The sequence below is a fragment of the Escherichia sp. TW14182 genome (assembly GCF_000208525.1).
Lineage (GTDB): Bacteria > Pseudomonadota > Gammaproteobacteria > Enterobacterales > Enterobacteriaceae > Escherichia > Escherichia ruysiae.
Genome location: NZ_AEJZ01000082.1, coordinates 1 through 18,915 on the forward strand (window position 1 = coordinate 1; position 18,915 = coordinate 18,915).

Genomic DNA, 18,915 nt, shown 5'->3' on the forward strand with positions numbered 1-18,915 from the left:
GTCGTGAGCGAAGTATTTACCACCAAACTGCGCGCCCAGTCCAAGATTTTGCGCTTCGATCAGCAATTCTTTTTCCAGCGCCACATCGCGGAACGCCTGACCGTGCTCATTCCCTTCCGTTGGCAGTTCGTCATAGTATTTAGCGGAAGCCAGTTTCACCGTTTTAAGGTTAGTTTCCGCAGACGTTCCGCCAATAACGAACGCAATATGATACGGAGGACACGCCGCCGTACCCAGCGTGCGCATTTTCTCAACCAGGTAATTTTTCAGTTTCCCCGGCGTCAATAACGCTTTGGTTTCCTGATAGAGATACGTCTTGTTTGCCGAACCGCCACCTTTGGCGATACAGAGGAATTTGTACTCGTCGCCATCAACAGCATAAAGATCGATCTGCGCTGGCAGATTGGTGCCGGTATTCACCTCTTTATACATATCCAGCGGCGCATTTTGCGAGTAGCGCAGGTTATCTTCGATATAGGTGTTATAGACCCCGCGCGCCAGCGCCGCTTCGTCACCGCCACCGGTCCATACGCGCTGCCCTTTTTTACCAACGATAATCGCGGTGCCAGTGTCCTGACAGGTTGGCAGAACGCCTTTTGCCGCGATATCGGAGTTACGCAGGAATTGCAGCGCCACATATTTATCGTTTTCGCTGGCTTCCGGGTCACGCAGAATGTCGGCAACCTGCTGTTGGTGAGCCGGTCGCAGCATAAATGACGCATCATGAAACGCCTGACGCGCCAGCAGAGTTAACGCTTCGGGTGCGACTTTCAAAATCTCCTGCCCTTCAAATTCAGATACGCTAACGTGTTCGCTGGTCAGCAGGTAATACTCGGTATCATCTTTTTTGAGTGGGAAAGGAGCCTGATAATGAAAGGGTTTGTTTGACATTGTTCTCTCACTTACTGCCTGGTTTGGTTATGCTCTGGGCGGGTGTTCCGTTGCCCTGTTAAAAGCGAGTAACAATATCCTACACACTTTTTTAACAAAAACTGAGACTAGTACGACTTTTTGCGGCTCCAGGTTACTTCCCGTAGGATTCTTGCTTTAATAGTGGGATTAATTTCCACATTTAAACAGGGATTGATCATGCAAAAACTCATTAACTCAGTGCAAAACTATGCCTGGGGCAGCAAAACGGCGTTGACTGAACTTTATGGTATGGAAAATCCGTCCAGCCAACCGATGGCCGAGCTGTGGATGGGGGCACATCCGAAAAGCAGTTCCCGTGTGCACAATGCTGCCGGAGATATCGTTTCACTGCGTGATGTGATTGAGAGTGATAAATCGACTCTGCTCGGAGAGGCCGTTGCCAAACGCTTTGGCGAACTGCCTTTCCTGTTCAAAGTATTATGCGCAGCCCAGCCACTCTCCATTCAGGTTCATCCAAACAAACGCAATTCTGAAATCGGTTTTGCCAAAGAAAATGCCGCAGGTATTCCGATGGATGCCGCCGAGCGTAACTATAAAGATCCTAACCACAAGCCGGAGCTGGTTTTTGCCCTGACACCATTCCTTGCGATGAACGCGTTTCGAGAGTTTTCCGAGATTGTCTCCCTACTCCAGCCGGTCGCAGGTGCACATCCGGCGATTGCTCACTTTTTACAACAGCCTGATGCCGAACGTTTAAGCGAACTGTTCGCCAGCCTGTTGAATATGCAGGGTGAAGAAAAATCCCGCGCGCTGGCGATTTTAAAATCGGCCCTCGACAGCCAGCAGGGTGAACCGTGGCAAACGATTCGTTTAATTTCTGAATTTTACCCGGATGACAGCGGTCTGTTCTCCCCGCTGTTGCTGAATGTGGTGAAACTGAACCCTGGCGAAGCGATGTTCCTGTTCGCTGAAACACCGCACGCCTACCTGCAAGGCGTGGCGCTGGAAGTGATGGCGAACTCTGATAACGTGCTGCGTGCGGGTCTGACGCCAAAATATATTGATATTCCTGAGCTGGTTGCCAACGTGAAGTTCGAAGCCAAACCAGCTAACCAGTTGTTGACCCAGCCGGTGAAGCAAGGTGCAGAACTGGACTTCCCGATTCCAGTGGATGATTTTGCCTTCTCGCTGCATGATCTTAGTGATAAAGAAACCACTATCAGCCAGCAAAGTGCCGCCATTTTGTTCTGCGTTGAAGGTGAAGCAACTCTGTGTAAAGGTTCTCAGCAGTTACCGCTTAAACCGGGTGAATCAGCGTTTATTGCCGCCAACGAGTCACCGGTGACAGTGAAAGGCCACGGACGTTTAGCCCGTGTTTACAACAAGCTGTAAGAGCTTACTGAAAAAATTAACATCTCTTGCTAAGCTTATTAAAGGCTTATAACACTTCAGGCGGTCAGTCCGCCTGATTTCATTTTATGGATAATCACTATGAATAAATCGCTGGTAGCGGTAGGCGTCATTGTTGCGCTCGGCGTAGTCTGGACAGGCGGCGCATGGTACACAGGCAAGAAAATAGAAACCCATCTCGAGGACATGGTCGCGCAGGCGAATGCGCAACTTAAACTGACGGCTCCTGAATCCAACCTGGAAGTGAGTTATCAAAACTATCATCGCGGCGTGTTCAGCAGCCAGTTACAGCTGGTGGTGAAGCCCGTTGCCGGGAAAGAAAATCCGTGGATTAAAAGTGGTCAGAGCGTCATCTTCAACGAATCGGTTGATCATGGTCCCTTCCCCCTGGCCCAGCTTAAAAAACTGAACCTGATCCCGTCGATGGCGTCGATTCAAACCACGCTTGTCAACAACAATGTGAGCAAGCCACTGTTTGATATGGCAAAAGGAGAAACACCTTTTGAGATTAACTCCCGCATTGGTTACAGCGGTGATTCCAGCTCAGATATCTCTCTCAAGCCACTGAATTACGAACAAAAAGATGAAAAAGTCGCCTTTAGCGGCGGCGAGTTCCAGTTAAATGCTGACAGAGACGGCAAAGCTATCTCCCTTTCCGGGGAGGCACAAAGCGGCCGGGTGGATGCGGTTAACGAATACAACCAGAAAGTGCAGTTGACCTTTAATAATCTGAAAACCGACGGTTCCAGCACACTGGCAAGTTTTGGTGAGCGCGTGGGTAACCAAAAACTGTCACTGGAAAAAATGACCATTTCGGTAGAAGGCAAAGAACTGGCACTGCTGGAAGGCATGGAGATCAGCGGTAAATCAGACCTGGTCAATGACGGTAAAACGATCAATAGCCAACTGGATTACTCGCTAAACAGCCTGAAAGTACAGAATCAGGATCTGGGCAGCGGCAAGCTGACTTTAAAAGTTGGTCAGATTGATGGCGAAGCCTGGCACCAGTTTAGCCAGCAATATAACGCGCAAACCCAGGCTCTGCTGGCACAGCCAGAGATTGCCAACAATCCCGAACTTTATCAGGAGAAAGTGACGGAAGCCTTCTTTAGCGCCCTGCCGCTGATGTTGAAAGGCGATCCGGTGATAACTGTCGCTCCGTTAAGCTGGAAAAACAGTCAGGGTGAAAGTGCGCTGAATCTGTCGCTGTTCCTGAAAGATCCGGCAACGACTAAAGAAGCGCCGCAGACACTGGCTCAGGAAGTTGATCGCTCGGTTAAGTCTCTGGAGGCAAAACTAACCATTCCGGTCGATATGGCAACTGAGCTGATGACCCAGGTAGCGAAGCTGGAAGGTTATCAGGAAGATCAAGCGAAAAAACTGGCAAAACAGCAAGTTGAAGGCGCATCAGCAATGGGGCAGATGTTCCGTCTGACCACCTTGCAGGACAATACCATCACCACCAGCCTGCAATATGCTAACGGTCAGATCACGTTAAACGGGCAGAAAATGCCACTGGAAGATTTTGTTGGGATGTTTGCGATGCCGGCATTAAACGTTCCGGCTGTACCCGCTATTCCGCAGCAGTAATTCACAGCCAAAACGCCGGAGATTTTTCTCTCCGGCGTTTTTTTCTTACTTCAGCATAAAGTCATACTGAATACTCATTTTCACATCCCAGTAATTCAGGCGATCGCCCAGCGCACTGCCATCGCGCTTTTCCCGCCCTTTATCGGCAGCAAGAAAGAAATTCATCCCTTGTAACGGCCCTTCGCTGACACGATAGTTCATACCACCTAAGATACCCGCGCCTTCAATCCGCACATCTCGTTTACTGGATTCATAGCCGCGAGTCACAATCGGTGCAAATGTCAGCGTAAATTGCGGAGTTAAACGATAGTTAACGCCCAATTGCCAGGACTGCATTCCTTCACGGTTACGATCAAGACTTAATGAAAAGGGATAGCCAATGTCGGTATCCACCACGGCACCATTCATTGCATGGCGCAAATATTCACACTGTCCACCACTCGTCCGGCAAAGACGTCGGCGAAGGCATCGAATACCCGCACCAGTAACAGCATGGTGCCCGCCGCAGCGGCGCCGACGCCAGCGACGTCGGTGTAGTAACTCAACAGGAAGAGCGCCCCCATTGCGAAGGCGAAGTTATTGGCGACGTCACCGAGGCTGTAGCCGACGATGGTGCGCCAGGAGAGTTGTTGATTCATTGTTTGCCTCCCTGCTGCGGTTTTTCACCGAAGTTCATGCCAGTCCAGCGTTTTTGCAGCAAGAAAGCCGCCGACTTCGGTTTGCGGTCGCGGGTGAAGATCCCTTTCTTGTTACCGCCAACGCGCAAAATGCCCTGCGAGGTTGCAAAATCGGCGAAATTCCATACCTGTTCACCGACGACGGCGCTGACGCGATCAAAGACGCGGTGATACATATCCAGCCATGCACACTGATACTCTTCACTCCACATGTCGGTGTACATCGAGTGCAGACCGGCTAACGTATCCACGCCGTATTCGGTGATGATAATCGGCTGATGCAGTTTCTCCTGCCAGGCCAGAAGTTCTTTTTCCAGTACCTTCTCTGCCGTTTCCAAATCGCCGCTTTGTACATACCAACCGTAATAACGGTTAAGACACAGCACATCGAAGAGATCGCTGATGGTATCGGTGTGAGCGTCACAGAACATCACATTGACGCAAGTGATCGGACGCGTTGGGTCGAGTTTACGCGTTGCTTCCGCCAGTGGCGCGAAATATTCCCGTGCACCTTGCGGGCGGGTATCCGGTTCATTGGCAATGCTCCACATCACCACGCTAGGGTGGTTTTTGTCACGCGCAATCAGTTCTTTAATCGCCTGTAAGTGCGCCTGCTGGGTTTCCCCGTTGACCGCCTCTTCGCTGTAGAGTTCTTTCGGCTTGTTGCCCGCTTCGAAACCAATGCCTAAAGAGAGGTTAAAGCCGACAGCTGCAGTTTCATCAATCACCACAATGCCATGTTCGTCTGCCCAGTCGAGCATCTCTTCAGCGTAAGGGTAATGCGAGGTACGGTAAGAGTTGGCTCCAATCCAGTCCATTAATGCGTGATCGTGCACCATCAGCACGTTATCGAATCCTTTGCCGCGCAAATCCGCATCTTCATGACGGCCAAAGCCAGTAAAGTAGAACGGTTTGTGGTTGATCAGGAACTGTTCGCCCTTCACTGCCACTGACCGGATGCCGACGCGCAGCGGGTAGATATCACACTCTGTCTGGCTTTTGGCTGTGACGCACAGTTCATAGAGATAACCTTCACCCGGTTGCCAGAGGTGCGGATTCACCACTTGCAAAGTCCCGCTGGTGCCTTGTCCAGTTGCAACCACCTGTTGATCCGCATCACGCAGTTCAACGCTGACATCACCATTGGCCACCACCTGCCAGTCAACAGACGCGTGGTTACAGTCTTGCGCTACGTGCGTCACCACGGTGATATCGTCTACCCAGGTGTTCGGCGTGGTGTAGAGCATTACGCTGCGATGGATCCCGGCGTAGTTAAAGAAATCATGGAAGTAAGACTGCTTTTTCTTACCGCTTTCGTCGGTAATCACCATTCCCGGCGGGATAGTCTGCCAGTTCAGTTCGTTGTTCACACAAACGGTGATACGTACACTTTTCCCGGCAATAACATACGGCGTGACATCGGCTTCAAATGGCGTATAGCCGCCCTGATGCTCCATCACTTCCTGATTATTTACCCACACTTTGCCGTAATGAGTGACCGCATCGAAACGCAGCACGATACGCTGGCCTGCCCAACCTTTCGGTATAAAGACTTCGCGCTGATACCAGACGTTGCCCACATAATTACGAATATCTGCATCGGCGAACTGATCATTAAAACTGCCCGGCACAGCAATTGCCCGGCTTTCTTGTAATGCGCTTTCCCACCAACGCTGATCAATTCCACTGTTTTCGCGATCCAGACTGAATGCCCACAGGCCGTCGAGTTTTTTGATTTCACGGGTTGGGGTTTCTACAGGACGTAACATAAGGGACTCCTCATTAAGATAAAAATACTGGTCAACCTTTAATCTGATTAGTTAACCAATTTTGTGATGTACACAGTTATCTGTGAGAAACCCATGGAAGAGAAATGGAAATAAAAAGAACTGACACCGCGATCAAAAAACCAAAAACTGCAATACCCACAGCGTGATACGGATCGCATTAATCTTTAAAACAGCGTTGACAGAAGCCACAAAATAAGCAATCGAACGTTCATTCGAATGAGTTTTAAATGATAAATTCACGTGCCATATGGATACTGTGTATGTGTTAACGGTGGTTTGGTGACGAAACGGAAAGAGTTTCTATGCAGGATTAAGCGGGCCAGTCTTCACCGACCCGCGAAAAGACAGAATCAGGATGCAGTTAAAATACCACCAATCATCGCGCGTAATCCCCGTGCGAATGACGCTTCACACGCCAGGTCTTCGGCTTCGATATCGGCCAGTACGCCATAGGTCAAATCCAGCAGTAAGCGAGAGGTCATTGCCGTGTTGATGTCAGGGTTTATCTCACCTTTTTGCTGGGCATCGCGCATACGCTGGGCGATAAACTCCGTAATCGTCAGATGCTTATTCTTAAGCATGGCGGCGACCTGTGGATTGCGCATCCCTTCCGCCATAATCTCGACCACCAGCGCCCGCTGTCCAAAGGCTTCATGAGTGAGAGAAACTATCGACTCGACCATATAGTCAACAAAATGAATCCCTTCGATAGGTTCGCGGAAGCGGATCACCGCTCTCTCCTGATCCTGAAGGATAATCGCCTGAATTAAGGCTTCTTTAGAAATGAAATGGTGATAGAGCGTTCCTGGGCTTATGCCGCAAGATTTACAGATGGCTTTCATCGAGGCACTGTGAAATCCATTTTCTGAAAAAATCTCTCTGGCAGCATTGAGGATCCGGGTCCGTGTCGGTTGTGCTTCAGTCTGCATGTTATCCATCGTTAAACCATTATAGTTAGCGTGAATAAGTAGTTTACTGCTTTGCCATGCAAGCGCCTAACATTGCAGGTCAAATGTGCGAAGCCCCCCGCATTCGAGTATTATTCACACGATAATTGGTCAACCAGCAATCAAAATATGGCAACCAGTAGCGAGATGGATGCACTTTTCTGATAACCCATCAGCACCAGAAAACAACGCTGAGTTGCGTTGTTTTCTGGTTTATTTGAATTAATTGAGTTCCTGTACCCCACCGCCAGAGACAGTGAGAATTTGTCCACTTATCCAGCCGGCTGCGGGTGAACACAAGAACAACGCCGCATTAGCAATATCTTGCGGTTGGCCCAGACGTCTGATTGGCGTGTGTTGCAACATTTTTTGTTCGATCTCTGGTGTAATAACGGATTTCAGGGCATCCGTTAATATTGCTCCCGGCGCAATACCATTCACCCGAATATTTTTTTCACCCAGGTCAAACGCCATATTCCTGACCAGATGACTGGCCGCAGCTTTAGATGACGCATACGAGGTCATGTTTTTATTTTTATTTTCTGCCGCCATGGAAGTGATAGTCAGAATAACGCCACCGCCATTTTTTTCCATTTCTGGCGCAATGAGTTGTGAAAGATGGAAAAAAGAAAAGACATTCAGTTCATAAGCGCGGCGAAAATCCGCCATTGGCATATCAAATGGCTTAGGACCACCGCCACCAGCGTTGTTAACCAGAATATCAACTTTACCCAACTTACTGATGGCAAAGTCTGCCAGAGCGGATAATTCCTGTTCGGACGTAATATCACAGCGCCACGCAAATGCCTGACCACCCAGTTGTTGAATCTCATCAACAACATGATTTGCTGCATCGGCATTAATATCACTGACCACTACAGATGCACCTGCTGTCGCGAATGTAATGGCGATTTCTTTACCAATACCTGCACCCGCACCGGTGATGATGGCGCATTTTCCGTCGAGTCTCAGGTTGTCAGAATTAAACACATAAACCTCCTGTGAACTTCAGTAAAAATAAAAGGCACCGCCTGTGTGCCACATTTTTTATCATTAACCTTGAGGAAAGGACACTACCAGGTATAGCAGATAAAGAGAGGATTATTTCGCCGCAATGAGCCGGGCGGGGATAATAAGATTACGTGAATGCGTCTCTTCATGGGTGATTTTTTGCATCATGCGATCTGCAAGTGTTGTACCAAGTTCCCGCGCAGGTGTACTTGCCCAGGTAACGGGTATGTCATCAAGTGTGGTTTGCGTCGCATCGGTAAATGCCGCCAGCGAAACCTGTTGCTCAAAGTAACGATCGACTCCGCTCTCCCCGCTTTGCCGCCCTGCTTTCAGCAAACCAAACCATGCCCCCATCGCAATAGTTTCGTTATAGCAAACCACGGCGCTGATAGTCGGGTTACGGCGCAAAAGTGCTGTGATAGCTTCCGCAGCTTGTTTCTGGCTGGAAGTGCACTCCAGTACCCAATCGCTGTGAAACGGCAGGCCAAATTTTAATAATGTCGCGCAATATCCCCCCACCCGCTCCGCGCGGGTTAATGAGGAACTTTGCCCTCCCAACCAGGCGATACGCTGATGTCCATTGCGAATGAGATGCTCCGTCAATAACTGCGCAGCCTGCATGTTGTCCGGGCGAACCGTATCGACATCATCAAGATAACTGGCACGGGAAGCGAAAATCACCGGGATACCTTTTTCTTCTGCCATCCGCCGCAGGCCATCGCTGCTTCCCGCCGCACCGGCAATCACTACACCATCGACGCCCTGGTTGAGCAACAGTGAGAACCGCTGTGCCAACTGCTCGCCGTCTTTACCGCCGTGAAGCAAAAAAACCATCCGCCCCTGCGCCTCCAGAGCTTCCGTCAATCCGGCCGTTAATTCAGCGTAAAATGACGTAGATAAATCACGGACGATCAAACCAATGACGCCGCTTTGCCCACCGCGCAGTGCCGACGCCTGGCGATTGCGCACAAATCCCAGCTCTTCAATCGCTGCGTTAACCCGTTCCCCCGTAGCGGTAGATATTCGTCCTTTCCCGCTAAGTACCAGCGAAACGGTACTGACCGACACGCCCGCAGCCAGCGCAACATCATGAATGGTGATTTTTTTGGCGGTAGCCATACAGATGACCTACTCCCTGATTTTTGTGACAGATAAAACGTTTTACCTTTAATTTATCTTATACCCGCTATTATCGTCGCGTAATGTGATTTATGCCTCACTAAAGTTTGATAAAACGTTTTATCTTCTCGCGCAATTTATTGAATCCAGACTGTTCTTAACAAGGAGTCGTTTTATGACGGCGAAAGCAGCACCGAAAGTCACGCTGTGGGAATTTTTCCAGCAGTTAGGCAAAACCTTTATGTTACCCGTCGCATTACTGTCGTTCTGCGGCATTATGTTAGGGATTGGTAGTTCCCTTAGTAGCCATGATGTCATCACCCTCATCCCGGCATTGGGTAACCCCGTGTTGCAGGCTATATTTACCTGGATGAGTAAAATTGGCTCGTTCGCTTTTAGCTTTCTGCCGGTGATGTTCTGTATTGCGATCCCGCTAGGGCTGGCGCGCGAGAACAAAGGCGTAGCGGCGTTCGCTGGTTTCGTGGGTTATGCGGTAATGAACCTGGCGGTTAACTTCTGGTTGACCAATAAAGGCATTCTGCCAACCACCGATGCAGCTGTTCTGAAAGCCAATAACATCCAGAGCATTCTTGGGATCCAGTCGATCGACACCGGGATCCTCGGTGCGGTGATCGCCGGTATTATCGTCTGGATGCTGCATGAGCGTTTTCATAATATCCGCCTGCCGGATGCGCTGGCATTCTTCGGCGGTACGCGCTTCGTGCCAATTATCTCCTCGCTGGTGATGGGGCTTGTCGGTCTGGTGATTCCGTTAGTCTGGCCGATTTTTGCCATGGGTATTAGCGGCTTAGGTCATATGATCAACAGCGCGGGTGATTTCGGACCTATGCTGTTTGGTACGGGTGAACGTCTGCTATTGCCGTTTGGTCTGCATCACATTCTGGTGGCATTAATTCGCTTTACTGACGCGGGCGGCACGCAGGAAGTCTGTGGACAAACCGTCAGCGGCGCACTCACCATCTTCCAGGCGCAATTAAGCTGCCCGACCACTCACGGTTTCTCTGAAAGCGCCACGCGTTTCCTCTCCCAGGGTAAAATGCCTGCGTTCCTCGGCGGTCTGCCAGGTGCTGCATTAGCCATGTATCACTGTGCTCGCCCGGAAAACCGTCATAAAATTAAAGGCCTACTGATTTCTGGCCTGATTGCCTGTGTTGTTGGCGGCACCACCGAACCGCTGGAGTTCTTGTTCCTGTTCGTAGCGCCTGTTCTGTACGTCATCCACGCGCTGTTAACCGGCCTCGGCTTCACCGTCATGTCTGTGCTCGGCGTCACCATCGGTAATACCGACGGCAATATCATCGATTTTGTGGTGTTCGGTATTTTGCATGGCCTGTCGACTAAGTGGTACATGGTGCCAGTGGTGGCGGCAATCTGGTTTGTCGTTTACTACGTCATCTTCCGTTTCGCTATCACCCGCTTCAATCTGAAAACACCGGGTCGCGACAGTGAAATCGCCAGCTCAATCGAAAAAGCCGTTACCGGTGCGCCGGGTAAATCGGGTTACAACGTTCCGGCAATCCTCGAAGCCTTAGGCGGTGCCGACAATATTGTCAACCTGGATAACTGCATTACCCGTCTGCGTTTGTCAGTGAAAGATATGTCGCTTGTTAATGTACAGGCGCTAAAGGACAATCGGGCAATTGGCGTAGTACAACTTAATCAACATAACCTGCAGGTTGTTATCGGGCCGCAAGTTCAGTCAGTAAAAGACGAAATGGCTGGCCTGATGCGTACTGTTCAGGCATAAGGATAAAATATGTTCGATTTTTCAAAGGTCATGGATCGTCATGGGACATGGTGTACACAGTGGGACTATGTCGCTGACCGTTTCGGCACTGCTGACCTGTTACCGTTCACGATTTCAGACATGGATTTTGCCACCGCCCCCTGCATTATCGAGGCGCTTAATCAACGTCTGATGCACGGTGTATTTGGCTACAGTCGCTGGAAAAACGATGAGTTTCTCGCGGCTATTGCCCACTGGTTCTCCACCCAGCATAACACCGCCATTGATACGCAGTCGGTGATTTATGGTCCTTCTGTTATCTATATGGTGTCGGAATTGATTCGCCAGTGGTCTGCTGTCGGTGAAGGTGTAGTGATCCATACCCCAGCTTACGACGCATTTTACAAAGCCATCGAAGGTAATCAGCGCACCGTGATGCCCGTTGCTTTAGAGAAACGAGCAGACGGCTGGTTTTGCGATATGACCAAACTGGAAGCGGTGTTGGCAAAACCGGAGTGTAAAATTATGCTCCTGTGTAGCCCACAGAACCCCACCGGTAAGGTCTGGAGTTATGACGAACTGGAGATAATGGCAGACCTGTGCGAGCGGCATGATGTGCGCGTTATCTCCGATGAAATCCATATGGATATGGTATGGGGCGAGCAACCGCATATTCCCTGGAGTAACGTGGCGCGCGGAAACTGGGCGCTGCTGACCTCTGGCTCAAAAAGCTTCAACATACCCGCTCTGACCGGAGCCTACGGCATCATTGAAAATAGCGATAGTCGCGAGGCGTATTTATCGGCACTGAAAGGTCGCGATGGATTGTCCTCACCAGCCGTACTGGCGCTTACCGCCCATATTGCCGCCTATCAACAAGGCGCGCCGTGGCTGGATGCCTTACGTGTCTATCTGCAAGACAATCTGACATATATCGCAAATACGATGAATGCAGCGTTCCCGGAACTCAACTGGCAGCTCCCACAATCCACTTATCTGGCCTGGCTTGATCTACGTCCGTTGAATATCGACGACAACGCATTGCAAAAAGCCCTGATTGAGCAAGAAAAAGTAGCGATCATGCCGGGATATACCTACGGTGAAGAGGGTCGTGGCTTTGTTCGTCTCAATGCCGGATGCCCGCGTTCAAAACTGGAAAAAGGTATTGCCGGTTTGATTAACGCCATCCGAACTGTACGCTGATTACGATTGCGCAACGTAAATAATCGTTGCGCAATCGTAGATTTTTACCCGGTTTTGTTTTTATAATGGTGCGCACTTTTATATACAGAAAAAGAGTGCGACCATGATTGATACCACCCTGCCATTAACCGATATCCATCGCCACCTTGATGGCAACATTCGTCCCCAGACCATTCTTGAACTTGGCCGCCAGTATAATATCTCGCTTCCTGCACAGTCCCTGGACACGTTGATCCCTCACGTTCAGGTCATCGCCAACGAACCCGATCTGGTTAGCTTTCTGACCAAACTTGACTGGGGCGTTAAAGTTCTTGCCACGCTCGACGCCTGCCGTCGCGTGGCGTTTGAAAATATAGAAGATGCTGCCCGTAATGGCCTGCACTATGTTGAACTGCGTTTTTCGCCGGGTTATATGGCGATGGCGCATCAGTTGCCTGTCGCAGGCGTCGTTGAAGCAGTCATTGATGGCGTACGTGAAGGTTGCCGCACCTTTGGCGTGCAGGCGAAACTTATCGGTATTATGAGCCGAACCTTTGGCGAAGCCGCCTGTCAGCAAGAGCTGGAAGCATTTTTAGCTCATCGCGATCAGATTACCGCACTGGATTTAGCCGGTGATGAGCTTGGTTTCCCGGGGAGTCTGTTCCTTTCTCACTTCAATCGCGCGCGTGATGCAGGCTGGCATATTACTGTCCATGCGGGCGAAGCCGCCGGGCCAGAAAGCATCTGGCAGGCTATTCGTGAACTGGGGGCGCAGCGTATTGGACATGGCGTAAAAGCCATTGAAGATCGGGCGCTGATGGATTTCCTCGCTGAACAGCAAATTGGTATTGAATCTTGTCTGACCTCAAATATTCAGACCAGCACCGTAGCGTCTCTGGCGGCACATCCGCTGAAAACGTTCCTTGAGCATGGTATTTGTGCCAGCATTAACACTGACGATCCAGGCGTACAGGGCGTGGATATCATTCACGAATATACCGTTGCCGCGCCGGCTGCTGGGTTATCCCGCGAGCAAATCCGCCAGGCGCAGATTAATGGTCTGGAAATGGCTTTCCTCAGTGCAGAGGAAAAACGCGCACTGAAAGAAAAAGTAGCGGGGAAATAAGAACATGCCTGATAAGACGTGTAAGCGTCGTATCAGGCATTAAACTCATCAAGAATGTCTACATTATTTACGCCAGACACAGCGTCGCGCGATGTTTGGCGGATTCAATGCCCAGCTCAATCAGCTCCATCACCTGGATTGCCTGACTTGCCGGAACCGGATTTTCTCCATCGCCATTCAACGCATCACGAATAGCAGCATAGTAAGCCGGATAATTTCCCGGCACCGTCAGCAGTGTTTCTTCGACACGTTCTTCACCTTCAACGCGGGTAAGTACGCCGTCACGCATATCGTAGCCCCAATCCTCTTGTGGCAGACGCTCGCCATTTTTCAAGCGTTCTTCCTGTGGATCGAGGCCATATTTAATATAGCTGCCGCGAGAGCCATGAACGATATAACGCGCCGACTCTGCCGCCGCCAGCATAGTGCCGTGTAAAATAACCCGCCGTTGTGGATAGGACAAAATGGCGTGGAAATAATCGGTCGACTGCGCTCCTGGACGTAACTGTGCTAAATCCACGGTCATGCTGACAGGTAAGCCAAACAACGTAATGGCCTGATCGAGCAGATGCGGTGCCAGATCGTACCAGATACCGCTGCCAGGACCGCCCTGTTCACGCCAGCGATCGCGTACCTGCGGACGGAAACGATCAAAATGTGACTCAAAGTAAGCAACCTCACCCAGCACACCTTCCGCAAGTAATCCTTTCAGCGTCAGAAAATCACTGTCCCAGCGACGGTTATGAAACACGGACAACACGCGTCCAAGGCTTTTTGCCAGCGCATCCAGTTCTCGCGCTTGTGACAGTGTCACGGTAAAGGGCTTATCAACGACTACGTGTTTACCCGCTTCCAGCGCCGCTTTCGCTAACGGAAAATGAGTATCGTTGGGCGTAGGAATGACAATCAGGTCAATATTGGGATCATTAAAGAGATGCTTCGGTTCAGAGACAACCGTAACCGTTGGCCAGTCGGCCTTTACTTTTGTTTCGTCACTGCTGGAGATAACTGCCAGCTCCAGCCCGGGCGTGCCCGCAATCAGGGGCGCATGGAAGGTTTTACTCGCATAACCGTACCCAATCAACCCAACACGGATGTTGTCGCTCATGTCATTGCCTCTCATTGAAGTATGATTGCTATTTGACACTATCCTTTACCCTCTCTCAACAGTTTAATAACCTGCCAGCAATAAGGGATGTTATTTAACTTAAGTCAAAAAAATAGCTAATTTTCCGAAGGAAAAAGATAAATATCGCAAAAACATCAGTAAAAATCTTGCTGGAGCAATTATTGCTAAGTAACATTTACGGCCTTAGTTAATGGATCAATCAACATAGATGTGGGCAGTAATGAATCGTCTTATTGAATTAACAGGTTGGATCGTTCTTGTTGTTTCAGTCATTCTTCTTGGCGTGGCGAGTCACATTGACAACTACCAGCCGCCAGAACAGAGCACCCAGGTGCAACACAAGTAATCTCTGCGTTTGCAAGACAACATGCAGCCATTCGGGTGCATGTTTTAACTTGACAGGTATTTAAACCAGGAATTTATTATCTTGCTCGATGGAGTTGACGATTGTCAGGAATAGTAAAGCGCGTTACTCTTTTATTAGCAGTATTTTATCCCTGAATATTTGCCATCAGCACATTCTTATTATTGTTATTGCAAAAGCGTTCACCGCTGGTGAAATTTTATCATAACATATAATGCCTACCACTTTGGTATTAGTTATTTTATGGATCTTTTATGACTGCTCAGGAATACTTATTAAAGTTTCGTAAAATCAATTCTCTCGAAAGTCTGGAAAAACTCTACGACCACCTTAATTACACCCTGACGGACGATCAGGATATTATCAATATGTATCGCGCAGCCGATCACCGCCGTGCTGAACTGGTCTCTGGCGGTCGATTGTTTGACCTTGGCCAGGTTCCAAAGTCCGTCTGGCACTATGTTCAATAAAGAAAGTAGCGATTGGTTATAAAAGCCTTATAATAACGCCCCTAAAATTAGATTTGCCTGTTTGCTGTCGCTATTCTGGAGAACGTATGATCACCACAACGCCACAACGTATTGGAGGCTGGTTGCTTGGGCCGTTGGCCTGGCTGTTAGTCGCCCTATTGAGTACGACGCTGGCGTTGTTGCTGTACTGTGCAGCGTTATCCTCTCCTCAAACATTTAAAACGCTCGGCGAACAAACACTGACGACGCAAATCTTATGGGGCGTTTCGTTTATTACCGCTATTGCCATGTGGTATTACACCTTGTGGTTAACTATCGCGTTCTTTAAACGCCGGCGTTGTGTTCCTAAACACTATATTATCTGGTTACTGATTTCCGTATTACTGGCGGTTAAAGCCTTTGCGTTTTCGCCAGTTGAAGATGGTGTCGCCGTTCGCCAGTTGCTGTTTACTTTGCTGGCAACCGCATTGATCGTCCCCTATTTCAAACGCTCGTCGCGGGTGAAAGCGACGTTTGTGAATCCGTAATAACCTTACAGTTAACCTGTTGTCGCCTGCTCTGGATTAACGGATAATAGGCGGCTTTTTTATTTCAGGCCGAAAAATGACTGACTACCTGTTACTGTTTGTCGGAACTGTACTGGTCAATAACTTTGTACTGGTCAAGTTTCTGGGGCTTTGCCCGTTTATGGGCGTTTCCAAAAAGCTGGAAACCGCAATGGGCATGGGGCTGGCAACAACATTTGTGATGACGCTGGCGTCTATTTGCGCCTGGCTTATCGACACGTGGATTTTGATCCCGCTCGATCTGATTTACCTGCGCACCCTGGCCTTTATTCTGGTGATTGCTGTAGTCGTGCAGTTCACCGAGATGGTGGTACGTAAAACCAGCCCGGTGCTTTACCGACTGCTGGGGATTTTTCTACCGCTTATCACCACCAACTGTGCGGTGCTCGGCGTGGCATTGCTGAATATCAATCTCGGACACAATTTCTTGCAGTCGGCACTGTACGGTTTTTCTGCTGCTGTCGGCTTCTCGCTGGTGATGGTGCTTTTCGCCGCCATTCGCGAACGCCTTGCTGTGGCTAATGTCCCGGCACCTTTTCGCGGTAATGCCATTGCTCTCATTACCGCAGGTCTTATGTCTCTGGCCTTTATGGGCTTTAGTGGTTTGGTGAAGTTGTAATGAATGCTATCTGGATTGCCGTTGCCGCCGTGAGCCTGCTGGGTCTGGCGTTTGGCGCCATTCTGGGTTATGCCTCCCGCCGTTTTGCGGTGGAAGACGATCCGGTCGTTGAGAAAATTGACGAAATCTTACCGCAGAGCCAGTGTGGGCAGTGCGGTTATCCTGGCTGTCGCCCCTATGCCGAAGCCATCAGCTGTAACGGTGAAAAAATCAACCGCTGCGCCCCTGGCGGCGAAGCTGTAATGCTAAAAATTGCCGAACTGCTTAATGTCGAGCCGCAGCCGCTGGATGGCGATGCGCAAGAGTTGACGCCTGCGCGGATGGTGGCGGTTATTGATGAAAATAACTGTATTGGCTGCACCAAGTGCATTCAGGCGTGTCCGGTAGACGCCATCGTTGGCGCTACCCGTGCCATGCATACGGTAATGAGTGATCTCTGTACGGGCTGCAATTTATGCGTTGACCCGTGCCCGACGCACTGCATCTCGTTGCAACCGGTCGCAGAAACGCCTGACTCCTGGAAATGGGATCTGAACACCATTCCCGTGCGCATTATTCCCGTGGAACACCATGCTTAAGTTATTCTCTGCATTCAAAAAAAATACAATCTGGGATTTCAACGGCGGCATCCATCCACCGGAGATGAAAACCCAGTCCAACGGTACTCCCCTGCGCCAGGTTCCACTGGCGCAGCGTTTTGTCATTCCACTGAAACAGCATATTGGCGCTGAAGGTGAGCTGTGCGTTAGCGTCGGCGATAAAGTATTGCGCGGCCAGCCGCTTACCCGTGGTCGCGGTAAAATGCTGCCAGTTCACGCGCCAACGTCTGGCATTGTTACGGCTATTGCGCCCCATTCTACGGCTCATCCTTCAGCCTTAGCTGAATTAAGCGTGATTATTGATGCCGATGGTGAAGATTGCTGGTTCCCACGTGACGGCTGGATCGATTACCGCTCACGCAGTCGGGAAGAATTAATTGAACGCATTCATCAGTTTGGCGTCGCCGGGCTGGGTGGTGCGGGCTTCCCGACAGGCGTTAAATTGCAGGGCGGCGGCGATAAAATCGAAACCTTGATTATTAATGCAGCCGAGTGCGAACCGTATATTACCGCCGATGACCGTCTGATGCAGGATTGCGCAGCTCAGGTGGTGGAAGGCATTCGCATTCTTGCGCATATCTTACAGCCGCGCGAAATTCTTATCGGTATTGAAGATAACAAACCGCAGGCGATTTCCATGCTTCGCGCGGTGCTGGCGGATTCCCACGATATTTCTCTGCGGGTGATTCCAACCAAATATCCTTCCGGCGGCGCCAAACAGTTAACGTACATCCTGACCGGGAAACAAGTGCCGCACGGCGGTCGCTCGTCGGATATCGGCGTGTTAATGCAAAACGTTGGCACGGCTTACGCAGTAAAACGCGCAGTAATCGATGGTGAACCGATTACCGAGCGCGTGGTGACGCTGACCGGCGAAGCGATTGCACGTCCTGGCAACGTCTGGGCGCGTCTGGGTACGCCGGTGCGTCATTTATTGAACGATGCCGGATTCTGCCCTTCTGCCGATCAAATGGTGATTATGGGCGGCCCGCTGATGGGCTTTACCTTACCGTGGCTGGATGTACCGGTAGTCAAAATCACCAACTGCCTGTTAGCTCCGTCCGCCAGTGAACTGGGCGAACCGCAGGAAGAACAAAGCTGCATCCGCTGTAGCGCCTGTGCCGATGCCTGCCCTGCGGATCTTTTGCCGCAGCAGTTGTACTGGTTCAGCAAAGGTCAACAGCACGACAAAGCCACCACGCATAACATTGCCGACTGCATTGAATGCGGTGCCTGCGCGTGGGTTTGCCCGAGTAATATTCCCCTGGTGCAATATTTCCGTCAGGAAAAAGCCGAGATTGCCGCCATTCGTCAGGAAGAGAAACGCGCCGCAGAAGCTAAAGCGCGTTTTGAAGCTCGTCAGGCACGCCTGGAACGCGAAAAAGCGGCGCGTCTTGAACGACATAAGAGCGCAGCAGTCCAACCGGCAGCCAAAGACAAAGATGCGATTGCTGCCGCACTGGCACGTGTGAAAGAAAAACAAGCTCAGGCCACGCAACCGATTGTGATTAAAGCGGGTGAACGCCCGGATAACAGCGCGATTATTGCGGCACGGGAAGCCCGTAAAGCACAAGCCAGAGCAAAACAGGCAGAATTGCAGCAAACTAACGACACCGCAACAGTTGCTGATCCACGTAAAGCGGCAGTAGAAGCCGCAATTGCTCGAGCTAAAGCACGCAAGCTGGAACAACAACCT

The 18,915-nt window shown here is 50.3% G+C and carries 16 protein-coding genes and 3 pseudogenes; 11 read left to right on the plus strand and 8 right to left on the minus strand.

Translation table 11 applies throughout. The features are described from left to right. Window positions 1–891: pseudogene (gene fumB, locus EQY_RS0108455) on the minus strand (class I fumarate hydratase); the annotation flags it as partial. 198 nt (window positions 892–1,089) lie between these two features. Here fumB and manA point away from each other — a divergent pair. After that, window positions 1,090–2,265 (plus strand): mannose-6-phosphate isomerase, encoded by a 1,176-nt coding sequence (gene manA / locus EQY_RS0108460; RefSeq protein WP_001170650.1) that lies wholly within the window; start codon window positions 1,090–1,092, stop codon window positions 2,263–2,265. A 99-nt stretch (window positions 2,266–2,364) separates the two neighbouring features. Continuing rightward, the gene (locus tag EQY_RS0108465; RefSeq protein WP_001043388.1) at window positions 2,365–3,873 is read left to right on the plus strand and encodes a YdgA family protein; all 1,509 of its coding nucleotides are present in this window, start codon (window positions 2,365–2,367) and stop codon (window positions 3,871–3,873) included. A 45-nt stretch (window positions 3,874–3,918) separates the two neighbouring features. Here the strand turns inward: EQY_RS0108465 and EQY_RS0108470 are convergent. From EQY_RS0108470 to malI, 6 genes and pseudogenes are all read right to left on the minus strand, one after another. Further along, window positions 3,919–4,314 (minus strand): annotated as a pseudogene (locus EQY_RS0108470) (hypothetical protein); the annotation flags it as partial. After that, a pseudogene (locus EQY_RS0108475) lies at window positions 4,296–4,511 on the minus strand (MFS transporter); the annotation flags it as partial. The pseudogenes EQY_RS0108475 and EQY_RS0108470, both read right to left, overlap by 19 nt. After that, window positions 4,508–6,319, minus strand: a complete 1,812-nt coding sequence (uidA, locus tag EQY_RS0108480; protein ID WP_000945948.1) for a beta-glucuronidase — start codon at window positions 6,317–6,319, stop codon at window positions 4,508–4,510. The gene uidA and the pseudogene EQY_RS0108475, both read right to left, overlap by 4 nt. Window positions 6,320–6,690: 371 nt before the next feature. Next, window positions 6,691–7,278: a DNA-binding transcriptional regulator UidR gene (gene uidR / locus EQY_RS0108485; protein ID WP_000369705.1), complete on the minus strand. Its 588-nt coding sequence runs from the start codon at window positions 7,276–7,278 to the stop codon at window positions 6,691–6,693. A 231-nt stretch (window positions 7,279–7,509) separates the two neighbouring features. Then, the gene (gene hdhA, locus EQY_RS0108490; protein WP_000483367.1) at window positions 7,510–8,277 is read right to left on the minus strand and encodes a 7-alpha-hydroxysteroid dehydrogenase; all 768 of its coding nucleotides are present in this window, start codon (window positions 8,275–8,277) and stop codon (window positions 7,510–7,512) included. Between the two features lie 111 nt (window positions 8,278–8,388). Further along, entirely contained in the window at window positions 8,389–9,417 is a 1,029-nt protein-coding gene (gene malI, locus EQY_RS0108495) for a mal regulon transcriptional regulator MalI (RefSeq protein ID WP_000179525.1), read from the minus strand. Window positions 9,418–9,592: 175 nt separating this feature from the next. On the opposite strand from malI, the gene malX reads away from it, so the two are divergent. The 3 genes from malX (at window position 9,593) to add (ending at window position 13,472) form a co-directional block, all read left to right on the plus strand. Continuing rightward, on the plus strand, window positions 9,593–11,185 hold the full coding sequence (gene malX / locus EQY_RS0108500) for a PTS maltose transporter subunit IICB (RefSeq protein ID WP_000125485.1): 1,593 nt from the start codon (window positions 9,593–9,595) through the stop codon (window positions 11,183–11,185). Window positions 11,186–11,194: 9 nt separating this feature from the next. Continuing rightward, window positions 11,195–12,367 (plus strand): bifunctional maltose regulon transcriptional repressor/cystathionine beta-lyase MalY, encoded by a 1,173-nt coding sequence (gene malY, locus EQY_RS0108505; protein ID WP_000459351.1) that lies wholly within the window; start codon window positions 11,195–11,197, stop codon window positions 12,365–12,367. Window positions 12,368–12,470: 103 nt separating this feature from the next. Then, complete coding sequence (gene add, locus EQY_RS0108510) at window positions 12,471–13,472, plus strand: adenosine deaminase (RefSeq protein WP_000567476.1); 1,002 nt, start codon at window positions 12,471–12,473, stop codon at window positions 13,470–13,472. A 67-nt stretch (window positions 13,473–13,539) separates the two neighbouring features. Here add and EQY_RS0108515 read toward each other — a convergent pair whose 3' ends face one another. Continuing rightward, window positions 13,540–14,580: an oxidoreductase gene (locus tag EQY_RS0108515; protein WP_001282509.1), complete on the minus strand. Its 1,041-nt coding sequence runs from the start codon at window positions 14,578–14,580 to the stop codon at window positions 13,540–13,542. 241 nt (window positions 14,581–14,821) lie between these two features. Here EQY_RS0108515 and blr point away from each other — a divergent pair, with 241 nt between their 5' ends. The 6 genes from blr to rsxC all read left to right on the plus strand — a co-directional run. Then, entirely contained in the window at window positions 14,822–14,947 is a 126-nt protein-coding gene (blr, locus tag EQY_RS0108520) for a division septum protein Blr (protein WP_032155957.1), read from the plus strand. Window positions 14,948–15,219: 272 nt separating this feature from the next. Beyond that, window positions 15,220–15,435, plus strand: a complete 216-nt coding sequence (gene ydgT, locus EQY_RS0108530) for a transcription modulator YdgT (protein ID WP_000126621.1) — start codon at window positions 15,220–15,222, stop codon at window positions 15,433–15,435. Between the two features lie 86 nt (window positions 15,436–15,521). After that, on the plus strand, window positions 15,522–15,962 hold the full coding sequence (locus EQY_RS0108535; RefSeq protein ID WP_024212466.1) for a DUF2569 domain-containing protein: 441 nt from the start codon (window positions 15,522–15,524) through the stop codon (window positions 15,960–15,962). A 76-nt stretch (window positions 15,963–16,038) separates the two neighbouring features. Continuing rightward, entirely contained in the window at window positions 16,039–16,620 is a 582-nt protein-coding gene (gene rsxA, locus EQY_RS0108540) for an electron transport complex subunit RsxA (RefSeq protein ID WP_000133182.1), read from the plus strand. Beyond that, window positions 16,620–17,198 (plus strand): electron transport complex subunit RsxB, encoded by a 579-nt coding sequence (gene rsxB / locus EQY_RS0108545; protein WP_000991799.1) that lies wholly within the window; start codon window positions 16,620–16,622, stop codon window positions 17,196–17,198. The genes rsxA and rsxB overlap by 1 nt, the downstream gene beginning before the upstream one ends. Next, on the plus strand, window positions 17,191–18,915 hold a 1,725-nt coding region (rsxC, locus tag EQY_RS0108550; RefSeq protein WP_000915572.1), incomplete at its 3' end, for an electron transport complex subunit RsxC. The genes rsxB and rsxC, both read left to right, overlap by 8 nt.

Excerpts from the sequence above, each read along its gene's own strand:
- blr (WP_032155957.1), top strand. The coding sequence starts at position 14,822 with ATGAATCGTCTTATTGAATTAACAGGTTGGATCGTTCTTGTTGTTTCA.
- add (WP_000567476.1), top strand. The coding sequence starts at position 12,471 with ATGATTGATACCACCCTGCCATTAACCGATATCCATCGCCACCTTGAT.
- ydgT (WP_000126621.1), top strand. The coding sequence starts at position 15,220 with ATGACTGCTCAGGAATACTTATTAAAGTTTCGTAAAATCAATTCTCTC.
- rsxA (WP_000133182.1), top strand. The coding sequence starts at position 16,039 with ATGACTGACTACCTGTTACTGTTTGTCGGAACTGTACTGGTCAATAAC.
- EQY_RS0108535 (WP_024212466.1), top strand. The coding sequence starts at position 15,522 with ATGATCACCACAACGCCACAACGTATTGGAGGCTGGTTGCTTGGGCCG.
- malX (WP_000125485.1), top strand. The coding sequence starts at position 9,593 with ATGACGGCGAAAGCAGCACCGAAAGTCACGCTGTGGGAATTTTTCCAG.
- EQY_RS0108465 (WP_001043388.1), top strand. The coding sequence starts at position 2,365 with ATGAATAAATCGCTGGTAGCGGTAGGCGTCATTGTTGCGCTCGGCGTA.
- rsxB (WP_000991799.1), top strand. The coding sequence starts at position 16,620 with ATGAATGCTATCTGGATTGCCGTTGCCGCCGTGAGCCTGCTGGGTCTG.
- EQY_RS0108515 (WP_001282509.1), bottom strand. The coding sequence starts at position 14,580 with ATGAGCGACAACATCCGTGTTGGGTTGATTGGGTACGGTTATGCGAGT.
- manA (WP_001170650.1), top strand. The coding sequence starts at position 1,090 with ATGCAAAAACTCATTAACTCAGTGCAAAACTATGCCTGGGGCAGCAAA.
- uidR (WP_000369705.1), bottom strand. The coding sequence starts at position 7,278 with ATGGATAACATGCAGACTGAAGCACAACCGACACGGACCCGGATCCTC.
- malI (WP_000179525.1), bottom strand. The coding sequence starts at position 9,417 with ATGGCTACCGCCAAAAAAATCACCATTCATGATGTTGCGCTGGCTGCG.
- uidA (WP_000945948.1), bottom strand. The coding sequence starts at position 6,319 with ATGTTACGTCCTGTAGAAACCCCAACCCGTGAAATCAAAAAACTCGAC.
- malY (WP_000459351.1), top strand. The coding sequence starts at position 11,195 with ATGTTCGATTTTTCAAAGGTCATGGATCGTCATGGGACATGGTGTACA.